The organism is Modestobacter italicus (genome assembly GCF_019799965.1).
GTDB lineage: Bacteria > Actinomycetota > Actinomycetes > Mycobacteriales > Geodermatophilaceae > Modestobacter > Modestobacter italicus_A.
In genome coordinates this window covers 209500-225051 of the sequence record NZ_JABGCJ010000001.1, presented here as the reverse complement: position 1 = coordinate 225051, position 15552 = coordinate 209500, and the positions used below count along the sequence as shown (strand labels likewise).

Genomic DNA, 15552 nt, shown 5'->3' with positions numbered 1-15552 from the left:
GTCGCCCCCCGCGACTCGCACGCTCGCCGCGGGACCCTGCGACGGGGCCGTTCCAGCACGTCACCTGCAGAGACGCCGGTCGATCCGGTCGAGGGCGGTCTGCCGGTGGAGCAGCCGCAGCCGGTGACCCGGCGGCGCGGGTGGGCGCTGGACACCACGCCGCTGCGCAACCGCGCCTACCGGCGGGTCTTCGGCGGGGTCGCGGTCACGATGCTCGGCCAGCAGATGACGCTGGTCGCCGTCCCGTACCAGGTCTACGACCTGACCGGCTCGTCGCTGATGGTCGGGCTGACGTCGGTGGTGGCACTCGTGCCGCTGGTCGTCTTCGGCCTGCTGGGCGGCGCCATCGCCGACGCCATGGACCGCCGGCTGCTGATGGTGGTCAGCTCGGCGGGCGCGGCGGTCACCAGTGCGCTGCTGGCGCTGCAGGCGCTGCTGCCCGGTGACGGGCACATCAGCGTGCTGTGGGTGCTGGCCGCCGCCGTCTCCGGGTTCGCCGCGGTCAACCAGCCGGCGCGCAGTGCGGTGATCCCGGCGCTGGTCGGGCCGGCGCAGGTGGCGGCCGCGAACGCGCTGGCGATGACGGTGCGCCAGGCGGGCGTGATCGTCGGACCGCTGCTGGCCGGGCTGCTGATCGGCCTGGGCGACCTCTCGATCGTCTACACGATCGACGCCCTGGGCTTCGTCGCCGCGGTGCTGCTGCTGCGCGGGCTGCCCCCGCTGCCGCCCGAGGGCGTCTCGGGGCCGCTGCGGCTGCGGTCGGCGGTGCGGGGGGTGGGGGAGGGCTTCGCCTTCCTGCGCACCCAGCCGCTGCTGCTGATGACCTTCGTGGTCGACGTGATCGCGATGCTGTTCGCCTGGCCGCAGGCGGTCTTCCCGGAGCTGTCGCAGACCACCTACGCCGACAACGCCAACAGCCTGGGCTGGCTGTTCGCCGGCGTCTCGATCGGCTCGCTGCTGATGGGGCTGACGTCGGGCTGGGTGAGCCGGGTCGACCGGCAGGGGGCGGTGGTCCTGGCCGCGATCGCGGTGTGGGGCGTGGCGATCATCGGCTTCGGGCTGGCGTCGACCCTGTGGCTGGCGGTGCTCTGCCTCGCCGTCGCGGGCGCCGGCGACATGGTGAGCGCGGTGCTGCGCTCGGCGATGCTGCAGACCGCCGCCCCGGACGAGATGCGCGGGCGGATGCAGGGGGTGTTCATCGTGGTCGTCGCCGGTGGCCCGCGGCTGGGCGACCTGCGGGCCGGGCTCATGGCCAGCAGCGTCGGGGTCACCGCGGCGATGGTCTCCGGCGGCCTCGTCATCGTGGTCGCGATGGTGGTCGTCGCGGTCGCCGTCCCCTCGTTCTGGCTGTACCGGGCGTCGCAGGCCGACGAGGTGGCCCGGGCCGCCCGCCGCCGGCTCGCGGCGGACTGACCTCCGCCACCGGTCACCCGGTGCTGCCCCAGCCCCGGCGAGGCAGCCCCGGGTGACCAGCGACCCGCGTGTCGGGCATGTGCCGGGGGCGTGGCGGGTAGCTGTGCGGCCATGGCGCTCCCGCGGGTCCTCGTCCTCGTCCTCGCCGGTGGCAAGGGCAGCCGCCTCGAACTGCTGACCGAGACCCGGGCCAAGCCCGCCGTCCCGTTCGCCGGGGTGTACCGGCTCATCGACTTCCCGCTGTCGAACTGCGAGCACTCGCAGATCCCCGACGTGTGGGTGTCGGAGCAGTACCAACCGCAGTCGGTGAACGAGCACCTGGCCAACGGCCGGCCGTGGGACCTGGACCGCACCACCGGCGGGCTGATGATGCTGCCGCCGTTCCAGGGCAGCGACCGTGGCGGCTTCACGATGGGCACCGCCGACGGGCTGTGGCGGCAGGCCGAGCTCATCCGGCAGTTCGCCGCCGACGCGCTCGTGGTGGTCAGCTCCGACGCGGTCTACAAGCTCGACTACCGGGCCGTGGTCGACGCCCACCTCGGGTCCGGTGCCGAGGTGACGATGGTGACGACCGAGGTCGCCCCGGACGACGCCGCCCGCTACGGCATCGTCCGGGCCGCGGACGACGGCAAGGTCACCGACTACGCCTACAAGCCCGACGAGCCGGCGACGACCACCGCCACCAACGAGGTCTTCGTCTTCTCGCCGACCGAGACCCTGGACCGGCTCGAGGCGATCAGCGACCAGGTCGGCGAGGACGGCCTGGAGGACCTCGGCACCCACCTGCTGCCGGCGCAGACGGAGGACGGCCTGGCCCGGGCGTACCCGCTGGGGGGCTACTGGCGGGACGTCGGCACCGTCGAGTCCTACTGGGAGGCCCATCGGGAGTTCCGCTGCGAGGAGCCGCCGATCGACCTGGACGAGGCGAGCTGGCCGATCCGCACCCGCGGCGGCCGGCACAGCGCCGCGCGCCTGCTGCGGGGGGCGGTGGTCGAGGACAGCCTGGTCTCCGGCGGCACGCGGGTGGCCGGGGAGGTGCGCGGCTCGGTGCTCTCGCCGGGGGTGATCGTCGAACCGGGGGCGACCGTCGTCGACTCGGTGCTGCTGCCCGGCGCCCGGGTCCGCGCCGGGGCCACCGTCACCCGCACGGTCCTGGACGACGGCGTGGTGGTGGGGGAGCGGGCCACCGTCGGCGGTGACGGGGAGATCACCCTGGTCGGGCGGCGGGCCGAGGTCGCGGCCGGCACCGAGCTGGCGGCCGGTGCACGCTTCCCCGAGCCCGAGCGGGACTGACCCCCGGGCTCGTCAGCGGGGCGACTCCGCGGTCAGGCGAGGACGTGGGCGACCACCCGCAGGTCGGCGACGAGGGCGTCGTAGGCGGCGGCGCGGGCGTCGTCCGGCGTCCGCAGCACGGCCGAGGGGTGCGCGGTCGCCAGCACCCAGGTCTGGTGCGGAGCGTCCTCGTCCTGGTCGGCCTCGGGCAGCGAGGCCTCGGCGGCCCGCACGCCCGGCGGCGTCCACGGCATCAGCTGCCCGCGCTCCCGGGTGATCCGGAACGACGGCGCGATGAGCGCCTTGGCGGCCACCGCACCCAGGCAGACCACCACCTCCGGCTGCAGGACGGCGAACTCCGCCTCCAGCCAGGGCCGACAGGCGGCCAGGTGCTCGGCCCCCGGTGACTGGTGGATCCGCCGCTTGGGCGTGGGCGTGAAGCGGAAGTGCTTGACCGAGTTGGTCACGTAGGCATCGCCGCGGTCGATCCCGGCGTCGGTCAGCGCCTCGTCCAGCAGCCGGCCGGCCGGGCCGACGAACGGCTCGCCCCTCCGGTCCTCCTGGTCGCCGGGCTGCTCGCCGACGAACACCACCCGCGCGGTCTCCGGGCCCTCGCCGAACACCGTCTGGGTGGCCGGCTCCCACAGCTCGCAGGCCCGGCAGCCGGCCGCCGCCTCGCGCAGCCCGGCCAGGCCGACGCCGCTGGGCACCTGCGCTGGTTCGTCCCCGCCGCTCATGTCCAGATCCCACCCGACGGCGGACGTTGCCGCAGCACGAACGGGGACACACCGCACCGTTCACTTGACGAGTTGGAAAGTCATCAGACACTCTCGCCCCGAGAAGACAACCGAGACAGCACGCACAGACCGAACCCCGGAGGGGCAGTGCTCGAGTTCGACGGCCTGGTCAAGGCCTACGGCGACAACCAGGTGCTCAAGGGGGTGAGCTTCTCCGTCGCCCCGGGGCAGATGTTCGGCTTCTGCGGCTCCAACGGCGCGGGGAAGACCACCTCCATGCGGATCGCGATGGGCCTGGCCCGGGCCGACGCGGGGGAGGTGCGCTGGTCGGGCCGGCCGGTCGACGAGGCCGTCCGCCGCCGGATCGGCTACATGCCCGAGGAGCGCGGGCTCTACCCGAAGATGAAGGTCGGCGAGCAGCTGACCTACTTCGCCCGGCTGCACGGCATGGACGCCGGCCCCGCTGCCCGCGCCGCCGAGACCTGGGCCGAGCGGCTCGGGCTGGGCGAGCGGCGCGGCGACCGGGTCGAGAAGCTGTCACTGGGCAACCAGCAGCGCGTGCAGCTCGCCGCCGCGCTGGTCAGCGAGCCCGAGGTGCTGATCCTGGACGAGCCGTTCTCCGGCCTCGACCCGGTCGGCGTCGACTCCCTCGCCGAGGCGCTGCTGGAGCAGTGCCGGCGCGGCGTCCCCGTCGTCTTCTCCAGCCACCAGCTGGACCTGGTCGAGCGGCTCTGCGACGCCGTCGGCATCCTCGCCCGCGGCTCGATCGTGGCCAGCGGCACCGTCCCCGAGCTGCGGTCCACGACCGCGGGCCGGCAGCTGCGGGTGGTCGCTCCTGATGCACCCGGCGGCTGGGCCCAGGCGGTGCCGGGGGTGCGGGTGGTCTCCGAGCAGCGCGGGGACACCGTGCTGGAGCTCGCGCCCGGCACCGACGACCAGCAGGTGCTCGCCGCCGCCCTGGCCACCGGCCGGGTCACCCACTTCGCCTGGCGCGAGCCCACCCTCGTCGAGCTCTTCCGCGACGCCGTCACGACCCCTCAGGAGGTGGCGGCATGACCGCGACCGCAGACCGCGACGTCCGCAGCACCGGACCGGCGCACTCCGACGTGACGCCGCACAGCCCGGGGCAGCTGGTCCGCCTGGTGGCCGGCCGGGAGGTCAACACCCGGATCCGCGACAAGGGGTTCCTCGCCGGTTCCGCCTTCCTGATCCTGCTCATCGTGGGCATGCTGGTCTTCCAGGTGCTCATCAACAGCGGGGAGGACACCACCCGGCTCGGGGTGATCGGCGGGGACGCCACCGTCAGCGACGCGCTGCGCAGCCAGGGTGAGGCGCTGGGCACCGAGGTGGAGGTCGTCGAGTTCGACGACGAGGCCGCCGCCAGCACCGCCGTCGAGGACGGCGACGTGGAGGGCGCGCTGCTCAGCCCGTCCGGCGCCCAGCCCGAGCTGCTCGTGGAGAGCGACGGCGGGCAGGTCGAGACCCTCGTGCAGGGCGCGGTGCAGGAGCTGTCGCTGACCCAGCAGCTGGCCGACGCCGACGTCACGCTGCAGGCGCCGCCGGAGGTCGAGGTGGTGGCGCTGGACCCGGACGCCGAGGCCGACTTCGAGGCCATCATCGTCGCGCTCATGGGCGTCGCCGTGCTGTACGGCCTGTTGCTGCTGTTCGGCCAGTTCGTCGCCCAGGGCGTCGTCGAGGAGAAGTCGAGCCGGGTCGTGGAGCTGTTGCTGGCCACCATGCGCCCGTGGCAGCTGCTCGCCGGCAAGATCATCGGCCTGGGCGTGCTGGCGCTGGGGCAGATGCTGGTGATCGCCGTCATCGGTGTGGCGGGGGCGCTCGCCTTCGACCTGGTGACACTGCCCGGCGACCTGATCGGCACGGTGCTGACGGTGCTGGCCTGGTTCGTCCTCGGCTACGCCTTCTACGCGGCGCTGTTCGCCGCCGCCGCCTCCCTGGTCAGCAGACAGGAGGACCTCGGCAGCGTGATCACCCCGGCGACCCTGCTGCCCGTCATCGGGATCGTCATCGCCATCCAGGCCGCACAGGACCCGACCGGCACGCTGGCCGTCGTCACGTCCTACGTCCCCGGGATCTCACCGATGGTCATGCCGTTGCGGCAGGCGGCCGGTGCCGCCGAGTGGTGGGAGGTCGCCCTCGCCGTCGTCCTCATGCTGGTCGCGATCGCCGCCATCGTGCGGATCGGCGGGCGGGTCTACGCCGGGGCGCTGCTGCGCACCGGCGGCCGGGTCAAGCTGCGCGAGGCCCTGGCCTCCGAGAAGGCCTGACCCACCGCTGTCCCCGATCAGCCGGGTCCCCCTGCACCAGCATCGGTGCACGGGGACCCGGCTGATCCCGGGGCCCTGCCCACCGCGGGCGGCCGGACGGCGGTGCGGTCAGACCTGCGCGAGGGCGCCGAGCGGGCCGCGGTAGGGGTGCGCGGGTGAGCCGGTGACCCCGGTGCGCACGGTGAACAGCCGGCCGGCGTCGGGCTGTGCGGCGGCGGCCTCCTCGTCGAGCCCGTGCACCGAGGTGCTGATCACCAGCAGGTCGCCGACGAGCGCGCAGCTGGTGGTGTTCTCCACGCCCGGGACCTCGACCACGGCCAGCAGCTCGCCGGTGGGCGACCACCGCCGCACCTGGCCGCCGCCCCACAGCGCGGTCCAGAGGCAGCCCTCGTCGTCGACGACCAGGCCGTCGGCGACGCCGTCCGGGTCGTCGGAGAGGTCCAGCAGCACCCGCCGCTCCCCGAAGGTGCCGGTGTCCAGGTCGTAGTCGAACGCCCAGACCGTCGCGGCACCGGAGTCGGACAGGTACACGGTGCGGTCGTCGGGTGCCCAGCCCAGGCCGTTGGAGATGGTCAGCCCGTCGAGCACCGTGCTGACCGTGCCGTCGGTGTCGAGGCGGTAGAGGCTGCCGGCGCCGGGGCGCTCGTCGAAGGCCATCGTGCCGCCGAAGAAGCGGCCGGCCCGGTCGCAGGCGCCGTCGTTCATCCGGGTGCCGGTCGCGCCACCGCCCTCACCGGTGAGCTGGATCAGCGCGTGCGCCTCGCCCTCGGCGGTCAGCCGGGTCACGCCGGCGTCCGCGCCGAGCAGCCACCCGCCGGCGGCGGCCGGGACGGCGAAGCCCACCGTCTCCCCGCCGCGGTGCTCGGCCACGTCCACGACGTCGTCGCCGTCCACCCGGCCGCGGCGCACCAGCCCGGCGGTGATGTCCACCCAGACCAGCTCGGCGGCGGCGGCGTCCCAGATCGGGCCCTCACCGTGCTCGGCGGGGGCGGCGCTGGCGGGCTGTGCCTGCAGTCGGATCACCGGGCCATCCTCCCCAGTACACGGGGCCGTCACACCGACCACCGATACTCAGCGCGTGTCCGAAGCCACTGTCGACGTCGCCGACCTGCGTCCGGCCGGGGGTCCGCCCGAGCCCGACGACCGCACCGCCGAGGCCCCGCTGCGCGAGGACATCCGCCTGCTGGGCCGGGTCCTGGGCGAGGTGATCGCCGAGCAGGCCGGCCCCGAGGTGCTGGAACTGGTCGAGTCCACCCGGGTCGAGGCCTTCCGGATCCGGCGGTCGGAGGCCGAGCGCGGCGACCTCGCCCAGCGGCTGGCCGCCCTCGACCCGCGCAGCGCCAACCACGTCGTGCGGGCGTTCAGCCACTTCTCGCTGCTGGCCAACATCGCCGAGGACGTGCACCACGAGCGCCGCCGCCGGCACCACCGCCGGGAGGGCTCGCCGCCGCAGAAGGGCAGCCTCGCGGCCACCCTCGACCTGCTGGACGGCGCCGGGCTGGACGGCGACACGGTGGCCCGCGAGCTGTCCGGCGCCCTCGTCGTACCGGTGGTCACCGCGCACCCGACCGAGACCCGGCGGCGCACCGTCTCCCAGGTCCAGCGCCAGGTCAGCGAGCTCATCCGCAACCGTGACGCCGACGACCCGGCCTGGTCGGCGCGACTGTGGCGTGAGGTGCTCACCCTCTGGCAGACCGCGCTGCTGCGGCTGAGCCGGCTGCGGCTGGCCGACGAGATCGACGAGGCGCTGCGCTACTACGACCTCTCGCTGTTCCAGGTCGTCCCGGCGATCAACACCGAGCTGCGGCAGGCGCTGCAGGAGCGGTGGCCCGACGCCGACCTGCTCGGCACCCCGCTGCTGCAGCCGGGCTCCTGGATCGGCGGTGACCGGGACGGCAACCCGTTCGTCACCGCCGACGCCGTCCGCCGGGCCACCACCCGGCAGGCGGAGACCGCGCTGGGCCACCACCTGGCCGAGCTGGTCTGCCTGGCCGACGAGCTGTCGATGTCCGACCGGCTGGTCACCCCGACGCCGGAGCTCTACGCGCTGGCCCAGGCCGCGCAGGACGACTCGGTGTTCCGCGCCGACGAGCCCTACCGGCAGGCGCTGCGCGGGATGTACCGGCGGCTGGCCGCCACCGCCCAGCAGGTGCTCGGCTCGGTGCCCGGCGAGCAGCCCGACGCCGCCCTCCCGCCCTATACCGCACCCGAGGAGCTGATCGCCGACCTCGGCACGGTCGACGTGTCGCTGCGCAGCCACGGCGCGGGCGCGCTCGCCGACGACCGGCTGGCCCGGCTGCGGGACGCCGTCGAGGTGTTCGGGTTCCACCTCTGCGGGCTGGACATGCGGCAGAACTCCGCCGTGCACGAGGAGGTGCTGGCCGAACTGCTGGCCTGGGCCGGCGTGTGCGACGACTACGCCGGCCTGGACGAGGCCGGCCGGGTCGAGCTGCTCACCGGCGAGCTGCGGCTGCGCCGGCCGCTGGTGCGCGCCGACGCCGAGCTCTCCGAGCTCGCCCGCGGCGAGCTCGACCTGCTGGTCGCCGCCGCCGAGCAGGTGCGGCTGCTGGGCCCGCGGGCGATCCCGAACTACGTGATCAGCATGTGCGAGTCGGTCAGCGACGTGCTCGAGGTCGCCGTGCTGCTCAAGGAGGTCGGCCTGCTCGACCCGGACGGCGCCGACGGACCGCGCTGCACGATCAACATCTCCCCGCTGTTCGAGACGATCGACGACCTGCAGGCCGCCGGCGCGACGCTGCAGGCGATGCTCGCGCAGCCGCTGTACCGGGCGCTGGTGACCAACAAGGGCGACCTCCAGGAGGTCATGCTCGGCTACTCCGACAGCAACAAGGACGGCGGCTACCTGGCCGCCAACTGGGCGCTCTACCGGGCCGAGCTGGCGCTGGTCGAGGTCGCCCGGGCGCACGGCATCCGGCTGCGGCTGTTCCACGGCCGGGGCGGCACGGTCGGCCGGGGCGGTGGCCCCAGCTACGAGGCGATCAAGGCCCAGCCGCCCGGTTCGGTGGCCGGCGCGCTGCGGATCACCGAGCAGGGGGAGGTGATCGCGGCCAAGTACTCCACCCCCGACCTCGCCCGCCGCAACCTGGAGGCGCTGGTCGCCGCGACCCTGGAGTCGACGCTGATCGACACCGAGGGCCTGGCCGACGACGCCGAGCAGACCTACGCGCTCTTCGACGACCTGGCCGCCCGGGCCCGCTCGGCCTACAGCGCGCTGGTGCACGAGACGCCCGGCTTCGTCGAGTGGTTCCGCGCCGCCACCCCGGTGCGGGAGCTGGCCGAGCTCAACATCGGCAGCCGACCGCCGTCCCGCAAGGCCGGGGACAAGATCACCGACCTGCGGGCGATCCCGTGGGTGTTCAGCTGGTCGCAGGCCCGCATCATGCTGCCGGGCTGGTACGGCACCGGGTCGGCCCTGGAGTCGTGGGTGGACGGCTCGCCGGAGCGGCTGGCCCAGCTGCAGGACCTGCACCGGCGGTGGCCGTTCTTCCGCACCGTGCTGTCCAACATGGGCATGGTGCTCGCCAAGACCGACCTGGAGCTGGGCGCCCGCTACGCCGAGCTGGTGCCCGACCCCGAGCTGCGCGAGCGGGTGTTCAGCCAGATCGTCGCCGAGCACGAGCGGTCGGTGCGGATGCTGCTGGCGGTCACCGGTGACGACCACCTGCTGGCCGACAACCCCAGCCTGGTCCGGTCGATCCGCAACCGGTTCCCCTACCTGGAGCCGCTGCACCACCTGCAGGTGGAGATGCTGCGCCGCCGCCGCGGTGGGGACGACGACGAGCTGGTGCGCCGCTGCATCCAGCTGTCGGTCAACGGCGTCGCCACCGCCCTGCGCAACTCCGGCTGAGGCCGGGCCCGCACCCGGGGGTCGGCCACGCTGGTGCTCTGCTGCCTGTGGGGCAGCAGAGCACCAGCTTCCTGAAACCCCTGGGGGGCGCCCTGCCGGGTCAGGGCCGCCAGCCGCGGATGCCATGATCCACTCGTGCCACGCCCCGCGACGACGTCGATGGACGACTGGATCGCCCTACCGCTGAGAGCGCAGTTCGACGCCTTCCTCGACCAGCACCGCGACCTGCTGAACGCCTGCCTGGACGACCTCACCGAGGAGCAGGCGCGTCGTTCGCTGGTCGCCTCCAAGACCACGTTGCTGGGCCTGGTCAAGCACGCCACGTTCGTGGAGCGGGTCTGGTTCGACGAGGCCGTGACCGGTCGGTCCCGTGCCGAGATCGGCATCCCGGCCGGCCCCGACGAGTCCTTCGACCTGGATGACGGCGACACCGTGGCGAGCGTCCAGCGGGCGCACGCCGAGGCCTGCGAGTCCTCCCGCCGCGCGGTGGCCGGGCTCGGCCTGGACGACCTGGTGCACGGCAACCGCCGTGGCCCGCTGCCGCTGCGCTGGGTCTACCTGCACGTGCTGCGGGAACTGGCCCAGCACTGCGGGCACGCCGACATACTGCGGGAACAGCTGCTGCGCGGCTGACGGCGGGTCCCGCGCCGGGGCCCGCCGTCAGCACAGATTGCTCAGGGGCGGGCGGCCTCGATCGCAGCGGCCAGCCGGCGGACGCCCTCGTCGACGTCGCCGGGCTGCACCGCGGAGTAGGCCAGCCGGAAGCTGTTGTGCCCGCCCTCGAGCAGGAAGTCGGTGCCCGGCACGATCGCGACGCCCCGGGCGGCGGCCTCGGCGGTGATCCGGGCGACGTCGTGCCCTTCGTCCTCGGGCAGCGATACCCACAGGAAGTAGCCACCCTCGGGACGGCGGAACGTCGCCCGCGGCAGGTGCTCGCGCAGCGCGTCGTCCAGCAGCCCGACCCGCTCGGCCAGCGCCGACTTCACCCGCTCCAGCGCCGCGGGGAACCGCTCGCCGCGCAGGTACTGGTAGACGGTGCCCTGGGCGACCATGTTCGGCGCGATGTAGGTGTTGGTGGCCCGCACCTGGATGCGCTTGATCAACGCCGGCGGCCCCACCAGGTAACCGACCCGGATGCCCGGGCACACCGTCTTGGAGAACGACGAGGCGTAGACGACGTGCTCGCTGTCGGCCCCGCCGTCGAGCTCCAGCATCCGCGGCAGCTGCTCGCCGCTGAACCGGATGTCGACGTAGGGGTCGTCCTCGAAGAGCACGAAGCCGTGCTCCCGGGCCAGCTCCAGCAGCCGGTGCCGCTTGGCCAGCGACAGCGTGTAGCCCGCCGGGTTCTGGAAGTTCGGGATCACGTGCGCCAGCGTCGGCCGAAGTCCGCCGTCCAGCAGGGCGGCGACCTCGTCGACGGCGATGCCGTCCTCCTCCAGCGTCACCAGGTGCACGTCGGCGCCGCGGTTGCGCAGGCCGAGCAGGGTGCGGTCGTAGGTGGGGCGCTCGGTGATGACGGCCGCGCCGGGTGTGGCCAGCTCGTCGAAGAGGAAGGCGTCGGCCTGCATGGAGCCGTTGGTGACCAGCACGTGGTCGACCGGCACCCCGTGCTTCTCCGCGATCCACTGGCGCAGCGGCACGTAGCCCACCGCCGTCCCGTAGCCGGTGAGGCCGGCCGGGTCGGCGTCGAACGCGGCGACGGCGGCCTGCTTGAGGCCCTCGACGTCGACGATGTCGGTCGACGGGGCGCCGCGGGCGAAGGAGATCATCGTGGTGGCGGGCGAGGTCTGCGCTGAGCCGGTCACCAGACCGAGTCTGCCGTACCGCGCCACCCGGGGCTCAGCCCTCCCGCGCCGCCGCGGCCGCCCGGACGGCATCCAGCAGCTGCTGCCGGTCGTGGATGGTGGTCCGGGCCCGGCCGTGCACGGCACCGAGGGCGATCTCGGCGGCGTCGATCGCCCGCCAGTCGGCCAGCAGTACCGGGTGTCCGCCGCGGGCGAGCAGGGTGTCGACCCAGTCCTCGTCCCCGCGGGGGCGCAGCACCCCGGACGCCACGTCGGCCAGCAGCGAGGCGACCGTCTCCCGTGCGTCGTGCTTGTTGGTGCCGACGACGCCGGTCGGTCCCCGCTTGATCCACCCGGCCACGTACTCGCCCCGGCTGACCTCGCCGTCCCGGAGCACCCGGCCGGCGTCGTGGGGCACGGTGCCGCCGTCCAGCGGCAGGCCGGGCAGCGGGTGCCCGCGGTAGCCGACCGAGCGCACCACCAGGTCGGCCGGGACGACGTCGAGCTCCCCGGTGCCCACCGCCCGGCCGTCGGCGTCCACCGTCGTCCGCTCCACCTCCACCCCGGTGACCCGGTCGGCGCCCAGCAGCCGCACCGGGCGGGCGTGGAAGCGCAGTCGCACGCTCACCGTGCCCGGCGCGGCCTCGTGACCGGCGTAGTCGGCCAGTGCGGCGAGGTTGCGGGCGACGTGCCGGTCCTCGGCGGCCAGGGCCGCGTCCCCGGCGTCGGTCAGGTCGGCCGGGTCGACCAGCACGGTCGCAGCGGCCAGGTGCCCGAGCTCGCGCAGCTCCTGGGTGGTGAAGCTGGCCTGCGCCGGCCCGCGGCGGCCGAGCACGGTGATCCGCTCGACGGGTGCGGCGGCCAGGGTGTCGAGCACGTGGTGCGGCATGTCGGTGGGGTGCAGCTCGGCGGGGGAGCGGGCCAGCACCCGGGCCACGTCGAGGGCGACGTTGCCCACCCCGACGACCACCACGTCCCGGGCCCGGGCGACCAGCTCCTCCACCTTCGCCCGGTCGGCGTCGGGGTGCCCGCAGTACCAGGCCACGACGTCCGTGGCGGCCAGGCTGCCGGGCAGCTCCTCACCGGGGACGCCCAGCGCGCGGTCACCGGCCGCGCCGTAGGTGTAGACGACGACGTCGACGTGGGCGCGCAGTTCCGCCAGCGACAGGTCGGTGCCGATCTCCACGTTGCCGACGAAGCGCACCCGCTCGTGGTCCAGGGTGTGGTGCAGCGTCTCGCGCAGCGCGCGCATCTTCAGGTGGTCGGGCGCGATCCCGTGCCGGACCAGACCGAACGGGGTGGGCAGCCGGTCGATCAGGTCGACGGCGACCGGGACGTCGTCCTGCCCGGCCAGGGCGTCGGCGGCGTAGATGCCCGCCGGCCCGGCGCCGACGACTGCCACCCGCAGCGGGAGTCCGGGGACTGTGGGTTGGGCCACGCCCGCATCGTCGTCCCGATGGCGGGTAGGCGCCAGGGTGAACCCGGGCGGCCGTGCCCGGTCACCGTTGAGGAGCCCTGCGTGTCCATCACCATCGTCGCCACCATCTCGCCGAAGCCCGGTCGGGCCGACGCCGTCCGCGAGGCGTTCACCGCGGCGATCCCCAAGGTGCACGAGGAGCCCGGCTGCGAGCTCTACGCCCTGCACGAGGACGGCTACGGCTTCGTGATGATCGAGCGCTGGGCCACCCAGGACGACGTCAAAACCCACGGCGCCGGGGAGACGTTCAACCAGCTGTCCGAGAGCGTCAAGGACGACCTGACCGAGCCGATCGGCGTCCGACTGCTGCAGGCCGTGCCCGCCGGCGACGAGACCAAGGGCGCCCTCTAGACCGCCTGGCAGGTGGGGCACCAGAAGAGGTTGCGGCCGACCATGACCTCGGTGCGCACCTCGGTGCCGCAGATCCGGCAGGGCAGCCCGGCGCGCCGGTAGACGTAGTGCGCGTCCTCCCGGAGCGCCGGGCCGCGCCGGCGCTCCCGGTCGGCGCGCTCGGTGGTGACGATCCGGCCGGCCTTCACCCCGGCTCGCATCAGCACGACCAGGTCGGCCCACATCGCCGTCCACTCCTCCGCGGTGACGGCCCTGCCCGGCCGGAACGGGCTCATCCGCTGCCGGAACAGGATCTCCGCGCGGTAGACGTTGCCCACCCCGGCGAGCACGGCCTGGTCCATCAGCAGCGCGCCGATCGGCACCCGGCTGCGGGAGATGCGGGCGAACGCCTTCGCGGGGTCCGACCGGCGCAGCGGGTCGGGGCCCAGCCGGTCGAGGATCAGCTGCACCTCGCCGTCGGTGATCAGGTCGCAGGCGGTGGCGCCGCGCAGGTCGGTCCACACACCCTCGCCGTCCTCACCCGGGCCCTCCCAGCGCATCCGCAGCGCCCCGCGCGGCTCGGGCGGCAGCCCGGTGCCGGAGGTGAACTTCCCGTAGAGGCCCAGGTGGACGTGGACGACGTCCGGGCCGAAGAAGGCGAACAGGTGCTTGCCGTAGGAGGTGACCTCGTCGAGCACCCGGCCGTCGAGCAGCTCGGCCTGCCCGGCGAAGCGGCCCTGCGGGCTGGTCACGTGCACCTCGCGGCCGGCGAACGCAGACTGCTGTTCGCGGGCCAGCCGGAACAGGGTGTGGCCCTCAGGCACCGACGTTCACGCCGTCCAGCTTCGCCCGTGCCACCCCTGTTCGCCACGACGAGCCAGGTGACCCAGCCGACACCCCGTACCGCCGGGACCGGCCATGTTGGCCAACATGGCCGGTCCCGGCGGTGGCGGCGGGCCGAGAGGGCCGCGGGTCAGCGAGTGCGGACGGCGGCGTAGCGGTCCAGGGACACCTGGCGCTCGTGGGCGTGGTCGACGACCGGCTCGGGGTAGCCGGCCGGGACGCCGCCGGGCGCCGTCCACGGCTCGTGCACGTGCTTCGGGTCGAGGTCGCGCAGCTCGGGCACCCAGCGCTTCACGTAGGTGCCGTCCGGGTCGAACTTCTTGCCCTGGGTGACCGGGTTGAACACCCGGTAGTACGGCGAGGCGTCGGTGCCGGTGCCGGCGACCCACTGCCACCCGTGATTGTTGCTGGCCAGGTCGCCGTCGACCAGGTGCTGCATGAACCACCTCGCGCCCAGCGTCCACTCCTGGTGCAGGTCCTTGACCAGGAACGAGGCGACGATCATCCGCACCCGGTTGTGCACGTAGGCCTCGCCGAGCAGCTGCCGCATCCCGGCGTCCACGATCGGGAAGCCGGTGCGGCCGGTCTGCCACGCGCGCACCAGCTCCTCGGCGTCCGGCCCGGTGTCGTAGCCCATGCCCTGCAGCTCGGGCTTGAGGTACACACGGGCCGACTCCGGGCGGTGCCAGAGGACGTCGGCGTAGAAGTCGCGCCAGGCCAGCTCGTCGGTGTAGCGGCGCACCGACTCCGAGCCCTGCTCGGCAGCCAGGTCGGCCAGCAGGGTGCGCGGGTGGATGCAGCCGTACTTCAGGTAGGCCGACAACCGGCTCGTCCCGTTCGTGCCCGGGGTGTTGCGGCCCTCGTCGTAGCCGAGCAGCCGCTCGTCGCGGAACCGGTGCCAGGCCGCCAGCGCCGCCGCCTCCCCGGCCGGGGGCAACTGCACGTCGCCCAGGTCCGGTCGCGGCGGGAGGTCGTCGGAGCGCACACCGTGCTGCCACGGGACGGCGTCCGGGCGGACGGCGGGGGAGTGCCAGCCGTGCTCCCGCCAGGCCCGGGCGAACGGGGTGAACACCTGGAACGGCGTGCCGTCGCGCTTGACCACGCGGCCGGGCGCGACCGCGTACGGCGAACCGGTGCGCACCAGCGGGACGTCGCCCAGCGCCCGCTCCACCGCCTGGTCGCGCTGCCGTCCGTACGGGCCGGCGTCGGCGGTGACGTGCACGCCGGCGGCGTCCAGCTCGGCGGCCAGCCGGGGGAGGACGACGGCCGGGTCGCCGGTGCGGGTCACCAGGGCACCGCCGGTCGAGGCGTCCAGCTCGGCCAGGCAGTCGAGCAGGAACCGCCGCCGTGGCTGCCCCGAGGGTCCGTACAGCCGGTCGTCGAAGACGAAGACCGGGACGACGCTGCCCCCGGGCCCGGCGGCGTCGACGGCAGCGAGGAGTGCTGGGTGGTCACCCAGGCGCAGGTCTCGGCGGAACCAGAGCAGCGCGGTGGGCACCCGGCCGAGCTTAGGAAGCCCCGGCCGCTGCCGCTGGGTGATCAG

The 15552-nt window shown here is 74.3% G+C and carries 13 protein-coding genes; 7 read left to right on the top strand and 6 right to left on the bottom strand.

All coding sequences use genetic code 11. The annotated features are described in order from the left end of the window. The first annotated feature begins 105 nt into the window (after positions 1-105). Both HLA93_RS01180 and HLA93_RS01175 read left to right on the top strand, forming a co-directional pair. Positions 106-1413, top strand: a complete 1308-nt coding sequence (locus HLA93_RS01180) for an MFS transporter (protein ID WP_308127880.1) — start codon at positions 106-108, stop codon at positions 1411-1413. A gap of 111 nt (positions 1414-1524) precedes the next feature. Further along, positions 1525-2706, top strand: coding sequence for a glucose-1-phosphate adenylyltransferase family protein (locus HLA93_RS01175; RefSeq protein WP_222192386.1), 1182 nt, complete (start codon positions 1525-1527; stop codon positions 2704-2706). Between the two features lie 32 nt (positions 2707-2738). Here HLA93_RS01175 and HLA93_RS01170 read toward each other — a convergent pair whose 3' ends face one another. Next, a complete protein-coding gene (locus tag HLA93_RS01170; protein ID WP_222192385.1) occupies positions 2739-3422 on the bottom strand; it encodes a UdgX family uracil-DNA binding protein in 684 nt (227 codons plus the stop codon). A 147-nt stretch (positions 3423-3569) separates the two neighbouring features. On the opposite strand from HLA93_RS01170, the gene HLA93_RS01165 reads away from it, so the two are divergent. Next, the gene (locus tag HLA93_RS01165) at positions 3570-4478 is read left to right on the top strand and encodes an ABC transporter ATP-binding protein (RefSeq protein WP_222192384.1); all 909 of its coding nucleotides are present in this window, start codon (positions 3570-3572) and stop codon (positions 4476-4478) included. Beyond that, positions 4475-5707, top strand: coding sequence for an ABC transporter permease (locus HLA93_RS01160; RefSeq protein WP_222192383.1), 1233 nt, complete (start codon positions 4475-4477; stop codon positions 5705-5707). Before HLA93_RS01165 ends, HLA93_RS01160 begins: the two co-directional genes overlap by 4 nt. 108 nt (positions 5708-5815) lie before the next feature. Here the strand turns inward: HLA93_RS01160 and HLA93_RS01155 are convergent, their stop codons facing one another. Continuing rightward, positions 5816-6730 (bottom strand): SMP-30/gluconolactonase/LRE family protein, encoded by a 915-nt coding sequence (locus HLA93_RS01155; protein ID WP_222192382.1) that lies wholly within the window; start codon positions 6728-6730, stop codon positions 5816-5818. Between the two features lie 55 nt (positions 6731-6785). Between HLA93_RS01155 and ppc the strand changes: the two genes are divergently transcribed. Both ppc and HLA93_RS01145 read left to right on the top strand, forming a co-directional pair. Further along, positions 6786-9575 (top strand): phosphoenolpyruvate carboxylase, encoded by a 2790-nt coding sequence (gene ppc / locus HLA93_RS01150; RefSeq protein WP_222192381.1) that lies wholly within the window; start codon positions 6786-6788, stop codon positions 9573-9575. Between the two features lie 135 nt (positions 9576-9710). Beyond that, positions 9711-10208, top strand: a complete 498-nt coding sequence (locus HLA93_RS01145; protein WP_308127879.1) for a DinB family protein — start codon at positions 9711-9713, stop codon at positions 10206-10208. Positions 10209-10249: 41 nt separating this feature from the next. Here HLA93_RS01145 and HLA93_RS01140 read toward each other — a convergent pair whose 3' ends face one another. Continuing rightward, on the bottom strand, positions 10250-11380 hold the full coding sequence (locus tag HLA93_RS01140) for an aminotransferase-like domain-containing protein (protein WP_222192380.1): 1131 nt from the start codon (positions 11378-11380) through the stop codon (positions 10250-10252). 34 nt (positions 11381-11414) lie between these two features. After that, complete coding sequence (locus HLA93_RS01135; protein WP_222192379.1) at positions 11415-12797, bottom strand: FAD-dependent oxidoreductase; 1383 nt, start codon at positions 12795-12797, stop codon at positions 11415-11417. 81 nt (positions 12798-12878) lie between these two features. On the opposite strand from HLA93_RS01135, the gene HLA93_RS01130 reads away from it, so the two are divergent. Then, complete coding sequence (locus HLA93_RS01130; RefSeq protein ID WP_222192378.1) at positions 12879-13187, top strand: putative quinol monooxygenase; 309 nt, start codon at positions 12879-12881, stop codon at positions 13185-13187. On the opposite strand, the gene HLA93_RS01125 is transcribed toward HLA93_RS01130, so the two are convergent. Both HLA93_RS01125 and HLA93_RS01120 read right to left on the bottom strand, forming a co-directional pair. Further along, positions 13184-13990 (bottom strand): Fpg/Nei family DNA glycosylase, encoded by an 807-nt coding sequence (locus HLA93_RS01125; RefSeq protein WP_222192377.1) that lies wholly within the window; start codon positions 13988-13990, stop codon positions 13184-13186. The two genes, HLA93_RS01130 and HLA93_RS01125, sit on opposite strands and share 4 nt — an antisense overlap. A 149-nt stretch (positions 13991-14139) precedes the next feature. After that, entirely contained in the window at positions 14140-15507 is a 1368-nt protein-coding gene (locus HLA93_RS01120; protein ID WP_222192376.1) for a cryptochrome/photolyase family protein, read from the bottom strand. Between the last annotated feature and the right edge of the window lie 45 nt (positions 15508-15552).

Bases quoted from the DNA above. Each gene is read 5' to 3' on its own strand.
- HLA93_RS01160 (WP_222192383.1), top strand. From the start codon at position 4,475: ATGACCGCGACCGCAGACCGCGACGTCCGCAGCACCGGACCGGCGCAC.
- HLA93_RS01170 (WP_222192385.1), bottom strand. From the start codon at position 3,422: ATGAGCGGCGGGGACGAACCAGCGCAGGTGCCCAGCGGCGTCGGCCTG.
- HLA93_RS01175 (WP_222192386.1), top strand. From the start codon at position 1,525: ATGGCGCTCCCGCGGGTCCTCGTCCTCGTCCTCGCCGGTGGCAAGGGC.